Here is an 18804-nt window from a genome sequence, read left to right as displayed (position 1 = left end):
TCAGACGATCTCGATCAGGCCGGCGGCACCCTGGCCGCCCGCGACACACATGGTCACCACCGCGTATTTGGCATTCCGGCGGCGGCCCTCCAGCACGGCATGGCCCACCAGCCGCGCGCCGCTCATGCCGAAGGGGTGGCCGATGGAGATGGCTCCGCCATTGACGTTCACCTTTTCCGGATCAATGCCCAGCTTGTCACGGCAATAGATGGACTGCGAAGCGAAGGCCTCGTTCAGCTCCCAGAGATCGATGTCCTCCACCTTCAGGCCGTGACGGGCCAGCAGGCGCGGCACAGCGAAGACGGGACCGATGCCCATCTCCTCCGGCTCACAGCCGGCCGTGGCATAGCCGCGGAAGATGGCCAGCGGCGCCAGGCCGCGCCGGGCTGCCTCATCCGACGACATCAGCACGCTGGCGCTGGCGCCATCCGAGAGCTGGCTGGCATTGCCGGCCGTGATGAACTTGCCCTCCTTCACCGGCTTCAGCTTGGACAGGCCCTCGATCGAGGTATCGGGCCGGTTGCCCTCATCTTTGGAGGGGGTGACCGTCTCCTCGCGCGTCTCGCCGGTCGCCTTGTCCGTCACCTTCATCACGGTGGTGAAAGGCACGATCTCGTCGTCGAAGCGCCGGGCCTGCTGGGCGGCTGCCGTGCGGCGCTGGCTCTCCAGTGCGAACTCGTCCTGCGCCTGGCGTGAAACACCGTAGCGCTCGGCCACCAGATCGGCCGTGTCGATCATCGTGTCGTAGATGCTGGGCTTGTTCGCCTCCAGCCAGGCGTTCCGGTAATGGTTCCGGTTCACCGTGGGCTGAACGAGGCTGATCGACTCCACCCCGCCCGCAATGGTGACGGGCACCTTGTCCACGATGATGCGCTTGGCCGCATGGGCGATCGCCTCCAGGCCGGAAGCGCAGAACCGGCTGACGGTGACACCGGCGGAGGACACCGGGATGCCCGCGCGGATCGCCGCATGGCGCGCGACATTGCCGCCCGTCGCACCCTCGGGATAGCCGCAGCCGAAAATCACCTCCTCGACGCCCTCCGGCTCCAGCTTCGCGCGCTGCATCACGGCGCTGATGGTGTGGGCGGCCATGTCGGCGCCGTGGGTGTTGTTCAAGGCTCCGCGATGCGCCTTGCCGATCGGCGTGCGGGCTGTGGCGACAATGACGGCTTCTGTCATGGCTTGGCGCTTTCCGGCTGGGCCGCGGCAGCGCGGGCGCGCTCCTCGGCAATGAGGGTGCTGGCCATCAGCTTGCCAGCGGGGGAACGGGGCAGGGTCTCGCGCAGTTCCAGTGCGGCGGGCATCTCATGCCGGCCGACACGGTCTCGCAGGAAGACCTTCAGCGCGTCCAGCGTCAGCTCCGGCGCGCCCGGGCGCAGCGTGACGAAGGCCTTGGCGGACTGGCCGCGATAGGGATCGGGAATGCCGATCACGATCACCTCGGTCACGTCCGGATGCTCATAGATCGCGGACTCGATGGCGGCCGGATACACGTTGAAGCCGCCGGAGATGATCATGTTCTTCCGCCGGTCCATGATGAAGAACATCCCGTCCGGCTCCATCCGGCCGATATCGCCGGTCAGGAACCAGCCGTCCCGGAAGGCGGCCTCGGTCTCGGCAGGTTGGTTCCAGTAGCCGGCGAAGACGGTCGGGCCGCGGATGGCCATCTCCCCCACCTCGCCGGGCGGCAGTTCGCGGCCGGGATCATCCAGCGCGACGATCCGCATCTCCACCCCCGGCAGCGGCAGGCCGATGATGCCCGGGCGCGGCGTGGCCGCCACGGGCACGCGCGTGCCGGCGGGCCCGGTTTCCGTCATGCCCCAGCCGATGCGCAGCCGCTGGCCGAGCAACGCCTCCACCCGCGCCGCCACGTCGAAGGGCAGCGGCGCGCCGCCGGATACGCAGAGCCGCAGCGAGGACATGTCGTAGCCCGACGCCCCCGGATGGTTCAGCAGCCCGATCCAGATCGTTGGCACGCCCGAAAACACCGTCACACGCTGCGCCTCGATATCGCGCAGCGTCGCCTCCGCATCGAAGCGCGGGCGCAGCAGAATCTCGTTGCCATCCGCCAGGTGGCGCAGCAGCACGGTCGTCAGCGCATAGATATGGAACAGCGGCAGCACACCCAGCACGCGCTGCTCGCCCTGCACCAGCACGCCGCCATCCTGCCAGTTTTGATAGGTGCTGACGGCGGCGGTCAGGTTGCCATGCGTCAGCATGGCGCCTTTGGGCATGCCCGTGGTGCCGCCGGTATATTGCAGCAGCGCGACATCCCCGGGCGAGACGGCGGGCCAGGATGCCGGAGGTTCGGCAGCCAGGGAGGAAAGGGAGATAACGCGGGGATCCGCCTCCCCCGGATCGCCGCCCCAGGCGGCATCCTCGCCCAGCAGCACGCGATCCACGGTGCCGGAATCGAGCAGGTCCAGCGCGTTGGGCAGCAATCCCGGCAGGTCGGTGGTGATCACGATCCGCGCGCCGCTATCGGTCAGCTTGTGGCGCAGCACGCGCTTCGCATCCAGCGGGCTGAGATGCACCACGCGCGCACCCAGCCGGGTGAGAGCCAGAAAACAGACGGGGTGCCAGGGCGTGTTGGGCAGCAGCAGACCCACTGGCTGATCCTTCGCCACGCCCAGGCCCAACAACCCGGCCGCCAGGCGGTCCACAGCGGCGCCAAGCGCGGCGTAGGTCACGCGCTGCCCCCGGTATTCGAGCGCCGGCCGGTCGGACCAGCGCGCCACCGCGGCGTCCAGCAGCCCACCGAGCGTGCCGACCTTCAGCGGGGCGTCCCAGCGGCAGTCGGGGGGATAGGATGCCTCCCAGGGGCGTCGCCCCATGGTCATGCCGCCCTGCTCCCCGGAGAGGACACCGGATCCATCATTACCGCTGACCCTGCACCGGGCTGCAGCATCGCGTTCCCCCAGAAATCTTTTCGAATTCCGCACTGCGAAAATACGTTCTGCTGAATTCTCATGCGGTATCCGACAGGCACCTCGTCGGGTCAAGAAGCCGGGCCAGCGAAGTGACCATGAGCCGGTGCCCAGGCGCCGCCTGCATCACGATCGGCGGCGCCGGACCATTGAGCGATGCCGGGTCTGCCTCCGCTTTCCTCACCAGCGCGGCGGGAAAACCGATTTGACCGCAAGGGCCGGGATGCGGGCACTGGGCGGAATGGCCGATCAAGCCCCATCATCCACGGCATCAAAGAGACAGCGCCTATGAATGCCCCTCTGAAGGGCCTGGAGAGGCCCGCCGAGAGCAGCCTTGCGGAGCAGGACCCGCGCTGGTTCGCGGTGATGGCCCGCGACGCCCGGATGGATGGCAGCTTTGTCTATTCCGTTCGGACCACCGGTGTGTATTGCCGCCCCTCCTGCGCCGCGCGCCTGGCCAACCCCCGCAATGTCCGTTTCCACGCCACTCCTGCGGAGGCCGAGGCCGCCGGCTTCCGCCCCTGCAAGCGCTGCCGGCCGGACGCCCCCCCGCAGCGGGAGCGGCATGCGGCCCGGGTGGCCGAGGCCTGCCGCATGATCGAGGCGGCGGAGGAACCGCCTCCCCTCGCCGCCCTGGCGAAGGCCGCGGGGATGAGCCCCCACCATTTTCACCGCGTCTTCAAATCCATCACCGGACTGACGCCGAAGGACTACGCCGCCGCGCACCGAGCCCGGCGCGCGCGGGAGGCGCTGGCGCGGAACGGCACCGTGACCGAGGCGATTTACGAGGCCGGCTTCAGCACCAGCAGCCGCTTCTATGAAAAGGCTCCGTCCATGCTGGGCATGCCGCCCAGCGCGTATCGCCGCGGCGGCGCCAAGGCGGTGATCCGCTTCGCCTTGGGCGAATGCTCACTGGGCTCCATCCTGGTGGCCAGCAGCGACAAGGGCGTTTGCGCCATCCTGCTGGGCGATGATCCGGCCGCACTGCTGCGTGACCTGCAGGATCGCTTCCCCCAGGCGGAACTGATTGGCGGCGACCCGGAATTCGAAGCGCTGGTCGCCCAGGTGGTCGGCTTTGTAGAAGCACCCGGCATTGGCCTGGACCTTCCGCTGGACCTGCGCGGCACCGCTTTCCAGCAGCGGGTTTGGCGGGCGCTGCGTGACATCCCCGCCGGCATGACCGTGAGCTATGCCGAGATCGCGCGCCGCATCGGAGCACCCGCCGCGGTGCGCGCGGTGGGTGCAGCCTGCGGCGCGAACGCGCTCGCCGTAGCCATTCCCTGCCACCGGGTGGTGCGCAGCGATGGCGGGCTTTCCGGCTATCGCTGGGGCATTGAGCGCAAGCGAACCCTGCTGGCACGGGAGGCAGCCATTCCGGGCGAGTGACCAGATAGCGCCTTCCAGGAACGTTCTGACATCGTTCCATGAACCGCCTTCATGGGGCAGCGTTAGGTATAAAAACGCTGTAAGGAATCGCTAGCCCATGAACAGCCAACGACACCGCTTCGCCTTCCGCCTCGCCGCATTGCTGACAACCGGCAGCATGGTCGTTTCCTGTGCGCCGGTGCCTGGCCCATATCAGGAACAGGCGAACAATGCGGCCTATGCCTGCCAGCAGGGTATTCCGCAGGCCTGCGCGGACTACCAGGCCCTGGCGCCTGCCGCGAATGCCGAGGCCTATCAGTCCCAGCAGAACGCCGCGGTGGGTACCGCCGTGGCTGCCGGCTTGCTGGGCGCCGTCGCCGGGGCCGCCATCGCCAGCAGCGGGGACCGGGGCTATCGGGGGCGTGGCCACTACCGGGGCCACGGACGGTATTACGGCCATCGCGGTGGATACCACCGCCACGGCTGGCATCGCTGACCCCGGCGCTTGCCGCCCCTGGCGCCTCAGACCCGCCCGGCCGAGATCTGCAAGGCAACAGCCAGCAGCAAGGCCAGCGTCGCCGTACCTGCGAGGGTGACGGCCAGGCGCCGCCCCGGCGACCGCCACCCGGCCGCACCGAGATAGGCGAGCGGCAAGCCAAAGGGCCAGGCCAGGGTCTGGACGATGGCCATAGGCCATCCGGCATCCGCACCGGCCTGCCGATCCGTGAACAGCCCCGCCAGCGGGGACGCCACCGCGAGCCAAAGCGCGCCGGGAATGCCGAGCAGCGCCACCCCCGCCATCGCCAGAAGCCCTGCCAGCACCAAAAGGCGCAGCGCAACGACCCCCGGCGATCGCGCCGGCTGCGTCACACCAAGCCGGTCCGGCCCATCTCCAGGAACTTTTCGCGCCGGCGCGCCTTCAGCGTGGCACCGTCCAGTTCCAGCAGAGGCGTCAGGCAAGCCTCGATCTGGTCACCAACTCTCGCGACCATCATCGCGGCTTCGCGATGCGCGCCGCCCATGGGCTCGGGCACGACGCTGTCCACCAGGTTCAGGCGCTTCAGGTCATCGGCGGTCAGGCGCAGCGCCTCCGCGGCCGTCGCGGCCTGGGCAGAATCACGCCACAGAATGCTGGCGCAGCCCTCCGGGCTGATCACGCTATAAATGGAGTGCTCCAGCATCAGCACCCGGTCCGCCGCCGCGATGGCGATGGCGCCGCCCGAGCCGCCCTCCCCAATGATCGTCGCGACGAAGGGCACCGGCGCCTCAAGCCCGGCCTCGATGGAACGGGCGATGGCCTCGGCCTGCCCGCGCGCCTCCGCCTCCACGCCCGGGAAGGCGCCGGCTGTGTCCACAAAGGAGAGAATGGGCAGGTTGAAGCGGCCCGCCAGCTCCATCAGGCGCCGCGCCTTGCGGTAGCCCTCCGGCCGGGGGCTGCCGAAATTGTGCTTGATGCGGCTCTCGGTATCCGAGCCCTTCTCGATGCCCAGCACCATCACGGAACGACCCCGGAAACGGCCGAGCCCGCCGACCATGGCCTGGTCGTCGGCAAAGGCGCGGTCGCCGGCCAGCGGCGTGAAGTCCTCGATCAGCCCGGCGATATAGGCCAGGCATTTCGGTCGATCCGGATGCCGCGCCACCTGGGCCTTCTGCCAGGGCGAAAGCTTGGCATAGGTCGCGGCCAGCAGCTTCTCTGCCTTGTCGCGCAGCTTGCCGATCTCGTCGGCAACGTCGATGCCGCCGGCATCAGTGGTACGGCGCAGCTCCTCGATCTGGCCTTCCAGCTCGGCGATCGGTTTCTCGAAATCCAGGAAGTGACGCATCCAAAAGTCCGGTCCGGGGCGCGGCGGGCTTAACCCATGGCAAGGCGGGGGGGAAGAGTTGGAGCTGGCCGCCGGTCCCGCCGGCATCCTCCCCCGGGGAGGCGAAGCCGGGCAGGAAGCTCCGCCAGCCACCCGCGGCGCGATCTGTCATGCAAAACGGGTTCCTGTCCTGCCTGTAACCGATCTAGGCTCATCGTAACCGTCCGGAAACACGGGCGGAGCGAGACGGAGAGACGTTCATGGCCATGTTCACCCGGCGCCGATCACTGCTCGGCGCCACCCTCGCAGCCGCCGCGCTGCCCCTGCCCCACATCGCCCGCGCCCAGGGAAGCTTCCCGGATCGGCCGATCCGCGTGGTCGTCCCCTTCCCCGCTGGCGGCACCACAGACATGCTCGCCCGCCTCTTCGCCCAGCGCATGACGGAGGGAATGGGCCAGGCCGTGGTGGTGGAGAACCGCGGCGGTGCCGGCGGCTCGATCGGCGCGGATGTGGTCGCGAAGGCAGCGCCGGACGGGCACACGCTGCTCTTTCACAACCTGACCTTCAGTTCCACAACCGTGGCGCTCCAGCTCGCCAACCGCGCGCCGCATGCCATCGAGCGTGACTTCACCCCCGTCTCGCTGGCCGCCAATGTGCCGATGCTGCTCGTCGCCGCCTCCGCCGTGCCGGCGAAGGACCTCCGGGAATTCGTCGCCTATGCGAAGCGGCCGGGCCAGTCCGGCCTGTTCTACGGCTCCACCGGCCCGGGCAGCATCATGAACCTGGCGGGCGAGGTGCTGAAGCGCGACGCCGGCATCAACATGGAGCACGTGCCCTTCCGCGGCGCCGCGCCGCTGGTTCAGGAAATGGTCGCCGGCCGCATCCATTTCGGCGGGGACCAGCTCTCCACCGCCCTGCCCCATGTCCGCGCCGGAGCGCTCAAGCCCATGGCGACCCTGGCCGCCCAGCGCTCCGCCGCCCTGCCCGATGTGCCCACGGTGCGGGAACAGGGCTTTCCCAATATGGAGTTGCGCGGCTGGAACGGCTTCTTCGCCCCGGCCGGCACACCGGAGCCGGTGGTGATGCGCCTCCAACGCGAGATCGCCACGGCGGCGGCCCAGCCCGAGATACGCCGCCGCATGGCCGAAGTCGGGGCTGAGCCGGTCGGCTCCTCCCCCGCCGAGCTGCGCCAAGCCGTGGCGGAACAGGTCGCCCAGATCCGCCCGCTGGTGGCGGAGCTGCGGCTGCAAGTCGAATAGGAAAGGACAAGGGCATGGCCGGCGTGGTGTTGGTGACGGGTTCGGGACGCGGCATCGGCGCCGCCACTGCCAGGCTGGCCGCACGCCGCGGCCACGCCGTCTTCGTGAACTATGCCGAGCGCGAGGATCGCGCGCGCGCCGTAGTGGAGGAAATCCGCGCCGGCGGCGGCCGCGCCGCCATGGGCCGGGCCGATGTCTCGCGGGAGGAGGAGGTGGAGGCCCTCTTTGCCGCGGTGGACCGGGAGCTCGGCCCCGTCACCGGGCTGGTGAACAATGCCGGCATCACCGGCCCGGCGACACGCACCGAGGATTACGACCCCACCACGGTGCGCCGCATCCTCGACGTCAACATCATGGGCACTCTGCTCTGCACCCAGGCCGCACTGCGCCGCATGTCCACGCGCCGGGGCGGCGCGGGCGGGTCGATTGTCAATCTGTCCTCCGTTGCCGCGACACTCGGCGGCGCGGGGCAGTGGACGGCCTATGCCGCCGCCAAGGGCGCGGTGAACAGCCTAACCATCGGCTTGTCCAAGGAACTGGGACCGGAGGGCATCCGGGTGAACGCCCTTCTGCCCGGGCTGATCGATACCGAGATCCACGCCGCCGCCGGTGTCGGCGACCGGTTGGAAAAGCTGGCGCCCAGCATTCCCATGGGGCGCATCGGCACGGCGGAGGAATGCGCCGAGGCGATCGTCTGGCTCCTCTCGGGCGAGGCCGCCTATATCACCGGCGCCCTGATCCCCGTGACCGGCGGTCGCTGACCGCGTCCGGCCTCAGGCCCGGGCCAGCGGATGGTGCTCCTCCACCAGTGCCCGCAGCCTTTCCTCCAGCACATGGGTGTAGATCTGGGTTGTCGCGATATCCGCGTGGCCCAGCAGCACCTGCAGGCTCCGCAGATCCGCCCCCCGACCCAGCAGATGGGAGGCGAAGGAGTGCCGGAGGACATGGGGCGAGACCCGGTCCGGCTCGATTCCGGCCGCCAGCGCCGCCTCATGCAGCAGGTTATTCAGGCTTTGCCGGGTCAGATGCCCCGAGGCCCCACGCGAAGGAAAGAGCCAGCGTGACCCCTCCGCCCCCTTCAGCCCGGCGCGTGCCGCAAGGACGGCTTCCCGTGCCCGGTTGCTGATCGGCACCAGCCGCTCCTTCCCGCCCTTGCCCCGCACCACCACCAGCGGCGAGTCCTCCCGCAGCGCATTGGCCGGCAGTTCGACCAGTTCGCTGGCCCGCAGGCCGGAACAGTAGAGAAGCTCGCACACCGCCACCGCCAGCGGCGCCCGCCTTTCCGGCAGCCGCCCGGCGGCGGCGATCAGCGCCTCAACCTCCTCCTCCCGCAAGGGGCGGGGCAGCAGGGCGGGCTTGCGGGGGCTGTCCAGCGCCTCGGTCGGGTCGTCGGCCCGCACGCCCTCCCGCGCAAGGAAGCGGTGGAACTGCCGCAGGGCGGAAAGCCGCCGGGCGGCGGTGCGGGGGGAAAGGCCGGAATCGGTCAGCCCGCCGATATAGCGGCGCAGGGTCTCCGCGCTCATCGCCGCCGGCGCCTCCCCGGCCTTGCGCTGGGCAAAGCCCACCGCGTCCTCCAGATCCGCCTGATAGGCGGCCAGGGTGTTGCGGGCGGCGCCACGCTCGGCCGCCAGCATCTCCAGGAAGGCTTCGATATGGCGATTCACCTGGCCCGGCCGGGTCAGGAACGCGGATCAGCGGGTGCCGAAGCGCTCATTCGGCAGGGTGTGCTCGACGGGCTGCTGTGACACGCCGGGCGGAAAGGCGCCCACGGCCAGCAGCGCGCCCACCAGCGCCAGAATCAGGAGAAGCACGAGCAGAAGGAGGGGACGGCGGAACATCAGAAAATCGGCTTCCCCCAGGACGGCTTTCGAGCCACGGCTCATCCGGCAGGCGCCACGCCCGGACGACGCGGCGACGGCGCTGTGCTAGCCTCGCGCGCCGTGTCACGCAACCTCGACGACCCCCTCATTTCCCAACCGTCCCCAGCGCCGGGCCCCCATGAGGCCTCCGCCGCCGCCCCCTCCGCGCCCCTGGTGCCGGAGCGGAGCATCGTGCTCGTCGGCCTGCCCGGCGCGGGCAAGTCCGCGATCGGACGCCGCCTGGCCGCGCGGCTGAACCTGCCCTTCCTCGACGCCGACACCGAAATCGAGAACGCGGCCGGTATGCCGATCACCGAGATCTTCGCCCGCTATGGTGAGGCTCAGTTCCGTGACGGGGAGCGCCGTGTGATCGCACGCATCGCCGCCGGCCCGCCGGTGGTATTGGCCACCGGCGGGGGCGCCTATGTCGATGCCCGCACACGGCAGCTCCTGCGGGAATCGGGCGCCATCACCCTCTGGCTGCGGGCGGACATCCCCGTGCTGAAGCGGCGCATCGCCAGCCGCAGCACCCGCCCCCTTTTCATCGGGCGCGACCCGGAGGAGGTTCTGCTCGGCCTCAAGGCCGCCCGTTACCCGTTCTATGCGGAGGCCGACGTGACCCTGGATTGCGGCGACGACACACCGGAGATAACGACCATCCGCGCGGAGCGTGCCATCGCAGCCTGGAAGCCCCCGGCCCGGCTGCCCGTCGCCCTGTCCTCTAACCCCTATGAAGTGGTGATCGGCAGCGGCCTCCTGCCCCGTGCCGGCGGGCTGCTCGCCCCTTACCTCCCCTCCCGCCGCGTCGTGATTGTGTCCGACGCTGCCGTTGCCGACCTGCACCTGCCCGGCCTGCGCGCGGGGCTGCAGGAAGCCAGCTTCGAGATCCGGGCCGAGGTCGCGGTGCCGCCGGGCGAGGGCTCCAAGCGCATCTCCATGCTTGAGGATGTGCTGGAACAGATCCTGGCCGCCGGGGCAGACCGCGGCACCACCGTCATTGCCCTGGGCGGCGGCGTAGTGGGCGACCTGGCGGGCTTCGCCGCTGCCGTCGCCCTGCGCGGCCTGCCCTTCGTGCAGATTCCGACCACCCTGCTCGCCCAGGTCGACAGCTCCGTCGGCGGCAAGACCGGGGTCAACCTACGCGCCGGCAAGAATCTGGCCGGCGCCTTCCATCAACCCCGCATCGTCCTGGCGGATACCGATACCCTGACCACCCTGCCCACCCGCGAGCTGCGCGCCGGCTGGGGGGAGGTCGCGAAGCACGGCCTGCTCCAGGGCCCGCTCTGGGACTGGTGCGAGGCGAACGGCCCCACTGCCATGGCCGGCGACCCGGATGCGCTGCGCCATGCCGTGCTGGAATCCTGCCGCCTGAAGGCCGGGGTGGTGGTAGCCGACGAGCGCGAGGAGGCGAAGGAAGGTGGCCGCGCCCTGCTCAATCTCGGCCATACCTTCGCCCATGCCCTGGAAGCCGAATGCGGCTATGACGGCACCCTGCTGCATGGCGAGGCGGTGGCGGTCGGCCTTGGCCTGGCCGCCTCACTTTCCGCCCGGCTGGGCTACTGCGCCCAGGAATGGCCGGGCCGCGTCATGGAGCATCTGGCGGCGGTTGGCCTCCCCGCACGCCTCCAGGACCTGCCGCGCCGCTTTTCGGTGGAGGCGCTGATCGGCCGGATGCGCAAGGACAAGAAGGTGCGGGACGGCGCCCTGCGCTTCGTCCTGCTGCGCGGCGCCGGCGCCGCGTTTACAACCGCTGAGGTGCCGCCCGCGGCGGTGGAGGCGCTGCTGCGGGACGAAGGGGCCAGCTGATCGGAAGCACGATCTGACAGCACCCCTGACGGTACCCCTGGCTTCCGCGGGCCGCGCTCCCTATTCTGCACTGCACCATGCCGCTCTCAGCCCCCGCCGACCGGGAACCCCTCCACCGGCGCGACATCACCATGCACGGCTACCGCCGCGCCGATGGCCTCTTCGACATCGAGGGGCATCTGGTCGACACGAAGACCTATCCCTTCGGCAATCTCGACCGGGGCACCATCCAGCCGGGCGAGCCGCTGCACGGCATGTGGCTCCGGCTGACCGTGGACGATGAGCTGGTGATCGTTGCCTGCGAGGCCGCCACCGATTTCTCGCCCTACGGCATCTGCCCCCAGGCTGCCCCGAATTTCGCCGCGCTGGAGGGGTTGCAGATCGGCCCCGGTTTTACCCGGGCGGTGAAGGAGCGGGTCGGTGGCGTACATGGCTGCACGCATCTGCGGGAAATGCTGGCCCAGATGGCCACGGTCGCCTTCCAGACCATCTACCCCGTGCGCCGGCGGAAGGAGCAGGCCAGCCCGGAAGCCGCCGCGGCCGCACGGAACCGGATGATCGGCACCTGCCTCGCCTATGCCCCGGACAGCCCGATCGTGACGGAGCGCTTTGGGAAGGTGGAGCCGGGCTAGGACGTGGAGCGCCCGGCAGCGCCGATCCCGCTCAGACCTCCCCTGGCGCCCGTAGCTCCAGCGCCAGCGCGTGCATCCCGCCCCCGAATTCATCCGCCAAAGCCGCGTGTACGGCACGGGACCGCGCCAGCCGTGTCATCCCGGTGAAACCCGGCGCCACGATCCGCACCGCGTAGTGCGTCTCGCCCCCGGGCCGCGCCCCGGAATGGCCCGCATGCAGCCCGCTATCGTCGCGGACGGTCACCTCCGCCCCGGGAAAAGCATGCAGCAGGGTGGCGCGAAGGCGGTCGGCCCGCGTGTTCATGTCCGGTGTGCTCATTCAAGTGGCTTTTCCATGTCTTGAGGGCGGGTGTGAAGGCACGTTTCGTGCCTTGCCGGCAAAGTCGCCTGCGCTCATAAGGTCCCCATCATGGCCCGACGCGGCACGACGCCCCTCCGATCCACTGTCCCTCCCGGCAGCTCCATACGATCCTGCGACGCCCCTGGCTGCGAGGCCACGGGCGAATTCCGCGCACCCCGGGATCGCTCCCGCCTGCGGGACTATTATCATTTCTGCCTAGAACATGTCCGGGCCTACAATCAGGCCTGGGATTTCTACCGTGGCATGAGCCCGGAGGAGATCGAGCAGAACCTGCGTGAGGATTCGGGCTGGCAGCGGCCCACTTGGCCCCTTGGGCGGCTGGGCGCGCAGGCCCATATGGGGCCTGAGGGCCTACGGGATCCGCTGGGCCTCTTCGCCGACACCAAGCCGACCCCGAAGAAGACTGCGAAGGAAGCGCCGCCAGAACTGCGCGCCGCCCTCGATGTGCTCGGCCTCGGCTGGCCAATCGACGAAGATGGGCTCCGCGCCCGCTACAAGGATCTCGCCAAGCGCTACCATCCGGATGCGAATGGCGGCGACAAATCCTCCGAGGAACGGTTGAAGGATATCAACCGTGCCTACAGTCTGATCCGCAAGCGCCTCGCGACGCTTGCCCCGCAGCCGAGTCAGGCGGCCTGACCCCAGAGAGTCCTGCCGCCCACCACCTCTTCACGGAACCGGACCCACCCATGAACAAGGTCACCAACATCGTCGAGAGCCGCCCCCCCGTGACATCGGCGATCGACATGCCCGATGTGCAGGTTTCGGTGCGCGACGTGTTCGGTATCGAGAGTGACCTGGTGGTGCCGGGCTTCTCCGTCCGCACCGAGCACGTGCCGGAGACGGACCCGACCTACAAGTTCGACCGCGATACCACCCTCGCCATCCTCGCGGGCTTCGCCTTCAACCGCCGCGTGATGGTTCAGGGCTATCACGGCACCGGCAAGTCCACGCATATCGAGCAGGTCGCCGCCCGCCTGAACTGGCCCTGCCTGCGCGTGAACCTGGACAGCCACATCAGCCGCATCGACCTGGTCGGCAAGGACGCCATCGTCCTGAAGGACGGCAAGCAGGTGACGGAGTTTAAGGAAGGCATCCTTCCCTGGGCCCTGCAGCATCCCTGCGCCATGGTCTTCGACGAGTATGACGCTGGCCGCCCGGACGTGATGTTCGTCATCCAGCGCGTGCTGGAGGTCGAGGGCAAGCTGACCCTGCTCGACCAGAACCGCGTGATCCGTCCGCACCCGGCCTTCCGCCTCTTCGCCACCGCCAACACCGTGGGTCTGGGCGACACGACCGGCCTGTATCACGGCACCCAGCAGATCAATCAGGGCCAGATGGACCGCTGGAACATCGTGGCGACCCTGAACTACCTGCCGCATGCGCAGGAGAGCCAGATCGTCATGGCGAAGCTGGGCGTGCCCGAGAACGACGCGAAGGCCCGCAAGCAGGTCGAGGCGATGGTTGCCCTGGCCGACCTGACCCGCGCCGGCTTCATCGCCGGCGACATCTCCACGGTCATGTCGCCCCGCACGGTCATCACCTGGGCCGAGAACGCCAAAATCTTCGGCGATGTCGGCTTCGCCTTCCGCCTCACCTTCCTCAATAAGTGCGATGAGGCGGAGCGGAGCACGGTGGCCGAGTACTACCAGCGCTGCTTCAATGAGGAGATCCCGACGGGTCTCTATGTGAAGCGGTAATCCGCCCATGGCGGCGCGCTTCCTGCTGCATCACGCGCCGAACTCCCGCTCCGCCGGCAGCCTCTGGCTGCTGGAGGAGGCCGGGGCGGATTACGAGCTGTCCTGGCACAGCATCGAGGCGGCGACCCACAAGGCCGCCGATTACCTGGCGATCAACCCAGCCGGGAAGCTGCCCGCCCTGGTGGATCGCGGGCCGGCGGGCGACTGGACGGGCGTTGTGGTGACGGAGGCGGCCGCCATCTCCGCCTATGTCGCGGACACGCTGCCGGAAGCCCGTCTCGCGCCGCCCATCGGCACCCCCGCCCGCGCCGCCTATGCCTTCTGGATGGCCTATGGACCCGGCGTGCTCGAACCGGCCATGGCCGACATGGCCTTCCCCCGCGCCAAGGAAGCCCCTGCCCGGGCGCTCGGCTGGCCAGCCTTCCCGGAAGCCGTGGCCCGCGTCGAAGCCGCCCTTTCCACCGGGCCCTGGCTCCTCGGCGCGCAGTTCACCGCGATCGACATCAATATCGGCGGGCTTCTCGCCTGGGTCACGCAATGGGGCCTGTTTCAGCCCGGCCCGAACATCGCCCGCTATCTCACCGCCATCGAGGCCCGCCCTGCCCGGCAGGCCGCCATCCGTAAGGGAGCCGCGCCGGCATGAGCGGCAGCAACAAGGACAACACCCGGCAGGAGGAGTTCAAGCGCGCCACCGCCGGCGCCCTCCGCGCCATGGCACGCTCCTCCGAGGTGCAGGTCGCCTTCCAGCCCGGCCCTTCAGGCCTGGCTGGCAAGCGCGCCCGCCTGCCGCTTCCCACCCGCGCCCTGCCGCCCACCGAGATGGCGAAGCTGCGCGGCGCCGCCGATTCCGTAGCTCTCAAGCTGCGCCACCATGACGAGGCCACCCATGCCGCCCGCACCCCTGGCCGCCGCGAGGCGAAGGAGGTGTTCGACGCGCTGGAGCAGGCCCGGGTGGAGGCTGTAGGCGGCCGCCACATGGCCGGCGTCGCGGCCAATCTCCGCGCCCGCCACGCCGAGCAGGCGGAGGCCGAGGGCTATGATCGCATGACCCGCAAGGACCAGCTGCCGATGACGGCAGCGCTGTCCATGCTGGCGCGGGAAAAGCTGACCGGCGAGCCCGCCCCCGAGGCCGCCCGCCGCGTGCTCGATCTTTGGCGTGACACGCTCGGCCCCAGAGCCGACCAAGCCCTGTCCGAAATGGCGACCAGCGCCGAGGACCAGGACGCCTTCGGCCGCGCGGCCCGCAAGCTCCTGGCCGCGCTGGACCTCGCCGAGGCCGAGGTGGAGGCAGAGTCCGAGGAGTCCCAGGACCAGGAGGACGAGGGCAGCGAGACCTCCGGTGCCCAGGACCAGCAGGGCGAAGGCGAGAGCAAGCCCCAGGAATCCGAGAGCCTGATGGGCGCCCAGCCGGAGCAGACCCAGGGCGAGGCCGGCGAGGAAGAGGCTGGCGAGGACCAGGAGGATGATGGCGCCGCGGCCGAGGGCGAGGATCGCCCGGGCGGCCCGCAGCAGCGCAAGGAGGTGCCGGTCACGGACGACACTTCCGCCTATCGCGCCTACACCCGCCAGTTCGACGAGGAGGTCTCCGCAGACGACCTTTGCGACCCGGAGGAGCTGTCGCGGCTGCGCCAGCAGCTCGACCAGCAGCTCTCCCATCTCCAGGGCGTCGTTTCCAAGCTCGCGAACCGTCTCCAGCGCCGCCTGCTCGCCCAGCAGCAGCGCGCCTGGGAGTTCGACCTGGAGGAGGGGCTGCTCGACGTGGCCCGCCTCGCCCGTGTCGTTGCCTCCCCTACGCACTCCCTGACCTATAAGCGGGAGCGGGAAGCGGATTTCCGCGATACGGTCGTGACGCTCCTGATCGACAATTCTGGCTCCATGCGCGGGCGGCCGATCACGGTCGCCGCCATGTGCTGCGACATCCTCGCCCGTACGCTGGAGCGCTGTGCGGTGAAGGTGGAGATCCTGGGCTTCACCACCCGCGCCTGGAAGGGCGGCCAGTCGCGCGAGCGCTGGGTGCAGGACGGCAAGCCGCGCAATCCGGGCCGCCTGAACGATCTGCGCCATGTGGTCTACAAGGCCGCAGACGCCCCCTGGCGCCGGGCCCGCAAGAATCTGGGCCTGATGCTGCGCGAAGGTCTCCTGAAGGAGAACATCGACGGCGAGGCGCTAGAGTGGGCCTATAAGCGGCTGCTCGCCCGGCCGGAGAAGCGGCGCATTCTCATGGTCATCTCCGACGGCGCGCCGGTGGATGACAGCACTTTGTCAGTGAACCCCGGCAACTACCTGGAGCGGCACCTGCGCAAGGTGATCGGGGATATTGAGGGCCGGGACATTGTGGAGCTGATTGCCATCGGCATCGGCCACGACGTGACGCGCTACTACCGCCGCGCCGTGACCATTGTGGATGCCGAGGAACTGGGCGGCACCATGATGAAGAAGCTCGCCGAACTGTTCGATGAGGACGCCGCCCTGGCGTGGCAGCGGGCGGCCGCGGAACGAGCCCCGGTGATGGTGTGAGGCCAGGAGGCTACGCCTCCAGGCTCGCACCCGGCGCATGGGCGGGCTGAGGCGCCGCGCTCTCGGGCGCCGGGCCGCCCTGGCCGCCCTCATCGGCGCGACGGCCTGTCAGCGGCCAGATCTGGCAGACCTGTCCACCGTCCTCCCGCAGGTCGCGGCGGACACGCCGCTGCGCCCGCTGGGCACGCTGGAGATCAACACGGCGCAGCTCGGCGTCGATGGGTTGTCCGGCCTCCATATCGGTCCGGACCTCACCCTCACGGCGATTGCTGATCGCGGCAACTGGTGTCAGGCGCGTCTGCTGCTGGCGCCGGACGGCACGCCTCTGGGCCTCGCCTTCCCCCGGGTTGGCCCACTGCGCGATATCGCCGGTCGCCCCCTGCCCCGTGTTCTAGTCAACGACGCCGAGTCCTTGGCGGCCCTGCCGGACGGTTCCTGGCTGGTTGGGTTCGAACGACTGCACCGCATCTGGCGCTACCGCCGCCTGGATGGGCCGGCCGAACCCGTCGACGCCCCGCCGGAGCTGCGCTTGGCCCCGACCAACGGCTCGCTGGAATCACTTGGCGTCCTGCCGGATGGCCGCTGGCTCGCCATTGCGGAAAGTCAGCGGCCGGAGGAGGACAGGCTGAGCCGCATGGCCTGGATCGGCGGCCCCGGACGCTGGCGTCGCTTCACCTACCGCCCCCGCGCCGGTCATGACCCAAGCGATCTCTGCCCCCTGCCCGATGGCGGCGCGCTGGTACTGGAACGCCATTTCAGCCTGACAGGGGGCTTCTCCGCCCGCATCGCCCGCCTGCCGCCTATTCCGGCCGCGCCCGGGCTGCTGCAGGGGCCGACCGTGGCCGAGCTGGCCGCCCCATTGCCCACTGACAATTGGGAGGGCATCAGCGCCTTCCGCCATGGCGGGCGGAACCTCGTTGCCGTCATCTCAGACGACAATTCCATGTTCTTCCAGCGCACCCTGCTGATGGTGCTGGCCTGGGCGGATCAGCCGACGGCCTGATCCTCCAGCACGCGGGCGCGGGGCAAGGTCAGCCAGCTGCGTGTCCCGATGCCCGGCGCCGACTCAAGTGTCAGCTCCCCACCATGGGCCCGCATCAGCTCCCGCGCCACCGAAAGGCCAAGCGAGAGGCCGCGCGTACCCTCCCCACCCTCCAGGTCGCCATGGGCCAGGCCCGCGCCCTCGTCCTCGACCACCAGGGCCACGGTCTCGGCGGCACGCACGATGCGCAGCGCAATCCGGTCGCCCGACCGCGTCTCCCGCACCGCGCGGGTCAGGATCTGGGTCAGTGCCCGGCGCAGGGCACGACGGTCTGCCAGCAGGGTCAGCGCATCCGCCTCCGGCGGGATCCGCCAGTGCCGCGCGCCCTCCCCCATCGGCAGCGCCACCTCTGCCACCACCTCCCGCAGCAGTAGCCCGAGGGGGATCCGGCCGTCCCGCAACCCGCGCGCGCCAAGAGGATGGGCCGCGTAATCGCCCACCTCCTCCGACAGGGCGAGCAGCCGGCGGGCTTCCGTCTCGATCAGGGGCGCGGCTTCGGCTGGGACGCGGGCGGCAAGGCCGAGCAGGGACAGCCCCGGCGTCTCCAGCTCCCGCGCCATCATGCCGAGGGCGCGGCGGGCGGTGTCCAGGCGCAACTCCGCCTGTGCCGCCTGGGCATCGGCCGCGCGGGCACGCTCCAGCAGGCGCCAGGCGGCCAGGGCAAGAATCGGGGCGGCGCCGGCCGCCAGGGCGATGACCATCAACTCCATGCGGCCCAGCCTGCCAGGGCCGGGCTGCGGAAGGGTAAATGCCGGCGCCCGCACAAGCGAAGGGCGCGAGGGGAAACCCCTCGCGCCCTTGGATAGGCTCGCCGGTCCGAAAGGGGCTTAAGCCGCCGCCTTCTTCGCCTGCGCCTTAACAATGCGGCGCTTCAGCACCTTCGCCTCATCCGGCAGGCTACGATCGGGCGTGCCGAGCAGGAAGGCGTCCAGGCCGCCATTGTGCTCCACCGTGCGGATGCCGCGGGTGGAGAGGCGGAGCTGGATGGAGGTACCCAGCACATCCGAGAAGAAGGAAGTATGCTGGAGGTTCGGCAGGAAGCGCCGGCGGGTCTTGTTGTTGGCGTGGCTGACGTTGTTGCCCGTCAGGACGCCCTTGCCGGTGATGCCGCAGCGGCGGGACATGGTGGAAACCCCTGGGTCGTTCAGCCGCGCGGCCATGCGAAACCGCACGGGCACGGGTGGTGGTCTGATAAGAAGGGCAGCGTATGACCTCCGCGCCGCCCGGAGTCAAGTCAGGATGCGGGCGGCCGCTCGGGCTGCTGCTTGCGCATCTCCTGCAACTCGCCGCTTTCCACGGAGAGCAGGGCGCTGCGGAGGACATTGGCGATGGCCGTGTCTTCCATGCTGCGGGCCATCAGCCCCAGCGCCCCACCCAGAAGGGCAGAGGCAATGGAGATCGGCTGTATGCCCTGCTCCATCATGTATTCGATGGCTTTGTCGGTCACGGAACCGGCATGGCTCAGATCTTCCGGAGCCATGCCTTGCGGGTCCAGGGACATGCCCGGGGCCTCCTTATCAAATGTTGCGCCCAG

The 18804-nt window shown here is 69.7% G+C and carries 21 protein-coding genes; 11 read left to right on the top strand and 10 right to left on the bottom strand.

Going from position 1 to position 18804, the window contains the following annotated elements:
- Entirely contained in the window at window positions 1-1179 is a 1179-nt protein-coding gene (locus tag ACO1BU_RS16085) for an acetyl-CoA C-acyltransferase (RefSeq protein ID WP_424136981.1), read from the bottom strand.
- Window positions 1176-2840 (bottom strand): AMP-binding protein, encoded by a 1665-nt coding sequence (locus ACO1BU_RS16080; protein ID WP_424136980.1) that lies wholly within the window; start codon window positions 2838-2840, stop codon window positions 1176-1178. Before ACO1BU_RS16080 ends, ACO1BU_RS16085 begins: the two co-directional genes overlap by 4 nt.
- A 375-nt stretch (window positions 2841-3215) precedes the next feature.
- On the opposite strand from ACO1BU_RS16080, the gene ada reads away from it, so the two are divergent.
- The gene (gene ada, locus ACO1BU_RS16075) at window positions 3216-4313 is read left to right on the top strand and encodes a bifunctional DNA-binding transcriptional regulator/O6-methylguanine-DNA methyltransferase Ada (RefSeq protein WP_424136979.1); all 1098 of its coding nucleotides are present in this window, start codon (window positions 3216-3218) and stop codon (window positions 4311-4313) included.
- A 97-nt stretch (window positions 4314-4410) separates the two neighbouring features.
- Window positions 4411-4788 (top strand): hypothetical protein, encoded by a 378-nt coding sequence (locus tag ACO1BU_RS16070; RefSeq protein ID WP_424136978.1) that lies wholly within the window; start codon window positions 4411-4413, stop codon window positions 4786-4788.
- Window positions 4789-4814: 26 nt separating this feature from the next.
- On the opposite strand, the gene ACO1BU_RS16065 is transcribed toward ACO1BU_RS16070, so the two are convergent.
- A complete protein-coding gene (locus tag ACO1BU_RS16065; RefSeq protein WP_424136977.1) occupies window positions 4815-5162 on the bottom strand; it encodes a hypothetical protein in 348 nt (115 codons plus the stop codon).
- On the bottom strand, window positions 5159-6115 hold the full coding sequence (locus ACO1BU_RS16060; protein WP_424136976.1) for an acetyl-CoA carboxylase carboxyltransferase subunit alpha: 957 nt from the start codon (window positions 6113-6115) through the stop codon (window positions 5159-5161). The genes ACO1BU_RS16065 and ACO1BU_RS16060 overlap by 4 nt, the downstream gene beginning before the upstream one ends.
- A 239-nt stretch (window positions 6116-6354) precedes the next feature.
- Between ACO1BU_RS16060 and ACO1BU_RS16055 the strand changes: the two genes are divergently transcribed.
- Together ACO1BU_RS16055 and ACO1BU_RS16050 are read left to right on the top strand one after the other, a co-directional pair.
- Window positions 6355-7353: a Bug family tripartite tricarboxylate transporter substrate binding protein gene (locus ACO1BU_RS16055; protein ID WP_424136975.1), complete on the top strand. Its 999-nt coding sequence runs from the start codon at window positions 6355-6357 to the stop codon at window positions 7351-7353.
- A gap of 14 nt (window positions 7354-7367) precedes the next feature.
- Window positions 7368-8114 carry an SDR family oxidoreductase gene (locus ACO1BU_RS16050; RefSeq protein ID WP_424136974.1) on the top strand — a complete coding sequence of 249 codons (747 nt, stop codon included), beginning with the start codon at window positions 7368-7370 and terminating at the stop codon, window positions 8112-8114.
- Between the two features lie 12 nt (window positions 8115-8126).
- Here the strand turns inward: ACO1BU_RS16050 and ACO1BU_RS16045 are convergent, their stop codons facing one another.
- Entirely contained in the window at window positions 8127-9017 is an 891-nt protein-coding gene (locus ACO1BU_RS16045; protein ID WP_424136973.1) for a tyrosine recombinase, read from the bottom strand.
- Between the two features lie 27 nt (window positions 9018-9044).
- Window positions 9045-9191, bottom strand: coding sequence for a hypothetical protein (locus ACO1BU_RS16040; RefSeq protein ID WP_424136972.1), 147 nt, complete (start codon window positions 9189-9191; stop codon window positions 9045-9047).
- A 102-nt stretch (window positions 9192-9293) separates the two neighbouring features.
- Here ACO1BU_RS16040 and aroB point away from each other — a divergent pair, with 102 nt between their 5' ends.
- Together aroB and ACO1BU_RS16030 are read left to right on the top strand one after the other, a co-directional pair.
- Window positions 9294-11018, top strand: a complete 1725-nt coding sequence (gene aroB / locus ACO1BU_RS16035) for a 3-dehydroquinate synthase (RefSeq protein ID WP_424136971.1) — start codon at window positions 9294-9296, stop codon at window positions 11016-11018.
- Between the two features lie 77 nt (window positions 11019-11095).
- Window positions 11096-11650, top strand: a complete 555-nt coding sequence (locus tag ACO1BU_RS16030) for a DUF2889 domain-containing protein (RefSeq protein ID WP_424136970.1) — start codon at window positions 11096-11098, stop codon at window positions 11648-11650.
- 31 nt (window positions 11651-11681) lie between these two features.
- On the opposite strand, the gene ACO1BU_RS16025 is transcribed toward ACO1BU_RS16030, so the two are convergent.
- The gene (locus tag ACO1BU_RS16025) at window positions 11682-11969 is read right to left on the bottom strand and encodes a BolA family protein (RefSeq protein ID WP_424136969.1); all 288 of its coding nucleotides are present in this window, start codon (window positions 11967-11969) and stop codon (window positions 11682-11684) included.
- 90 nt (window positions 11970-12059) lie between these two features.
- Here ACO1BU_RS16025 and ACO1BU_RS16020 point away from each other — a divergent pair, with 90 nt between their 5' ends.
- From ACO1BU_RS16020 to ACO1BU_RS16000, 5 genes are read left to right on the top strand one after another with little or no spacing between them, the layout of a single operon-like run.
- Window positions 12060-12650: a J domain-containing protein gene (locus tag ACO1BU_RS16020; protein ID WP_424136968.1), complete on the top strand. Its 591-nt coding sequence runs from the start codon at window positions 12060-12062 to the stop codon at window positions 12648-12650.
- Window positions 12651-12700: 50 nt separating this feature from the next.
- Window positions 12701-13711, top strand: a complete 1011-nt coding sequence (gene cobS / locus ACO1BU_RS16015; RefSeq protein WP_424136967.1) for a cobaltochelatase subunit CobS — start codon at window positions 12701-12703, stop codon at window positions 13709-13711.
- Between the two features lie 7 nt (window positions 13712-13718).
- Window positions 13719-14354 carry a glutathione S-transferase family protein gene (locus tag ACO1BU_RS16010; protein WP_424136966.1) on the top strand — a complete coding sequence of 212 codons (636 nt, stop codon included), beginning with the start codon at window positions 13719-13721 and terminating at the stop codon, window positions 14352-14354.
- Window positions 14351-16228 (top strand): cobaltochelatase subunit CobT, encoded by a 1878-nt coding sequence (gene cobT, locus ACO1BU_RS16005; protein ID WP_424136965.1) that lies wholly within the window; start codon window positions 14351-14353, stop codon window positions 16226-16228. Before ACO1BU_RS16010 ends, cobT begins: the two co-directional genes overlap by 4 nt.
- A gap of 37 nt (window positions 16229-16265) precedes the next feature.
- Window positions 16266-17231 carry an esterase-like activity of phytase family protein gene (locus ACO1BU_RS16000; protein ID WP_424136964.1) on the top strand — a complete coding sequence of 322 codons (966 nt, stop codon included), beginning with the start codon at window positions 16266-16268 and terminating at the stop codon, window positions 17229-17231.
- Here the strand turns inward: ACO1BU_RS16000 and ACO1BU_RS15995 are convergent.
- The 3 genes from ACO1BU_RS15995 to ACO1BU_RS15985 form a co-directional block, all read right to left on the bottom strand.
- Complete coding sequence (locus tag ACO1BU_RS15995; protein ID WP_424136963.1) at window positions 17216-17980, bottom strand: sensor histidine kinase; 765 nt, start codon at window positions 17978-17980, stop codon at window positions 17216-17218. The two genes, ACO1BU_RS16000 and ACO1BU_RS15995, sit on opposite strands and share 16 nt — an antisense overlap.
- Window positions 17981-18097: 117 nt before the next feature.
- Complete coding sequence (rpmB, locus tag ACO1BU_RS15990) at window positions 18098-18394, bottom strand: 50S ribosomal protein L28 (protein WP_424137023.1); 297 nt, start codon at window positions 18392-18394, stop codon at window positions 18098-18100.
- A 110-nt stretch (window positions 18395-18504) separates the two neighbouring features.
- Window positions 18505-18771 carry a hypothetical protein gene (locus ACO1BU_RS15985; RefSeq protein ID WP_424136962.1) on the bottom strand — a complete coding sequence of 89 codons (267 nt, stop codon included), beginning with the start codon at window positions 18769-18771 and terminating at the stop codon, window positions 18505-18507.
- Between the last annotated feature and the right edge of the window lie 33 nt (window positions 18772-18804).

Origin of the sequence: Roseomonas chloroacetimidivorans (assembly GCF_049629625.1) — a bacterium.
In the GTDB taxonomy this organism is placed as follows: domain Bacteria; phylum Pseudomonadota; class Alphaproteobacteria; order Acetobacterales; family Acetobacteraceae; genus Roseomonas; species Roseomonas chloroacetimidivorans.
The sequence above is the reverse complement of the archived record's forward strand: the minus strand, read 5'-3'. Positions and strand labels throughout refer to the sequence as shown.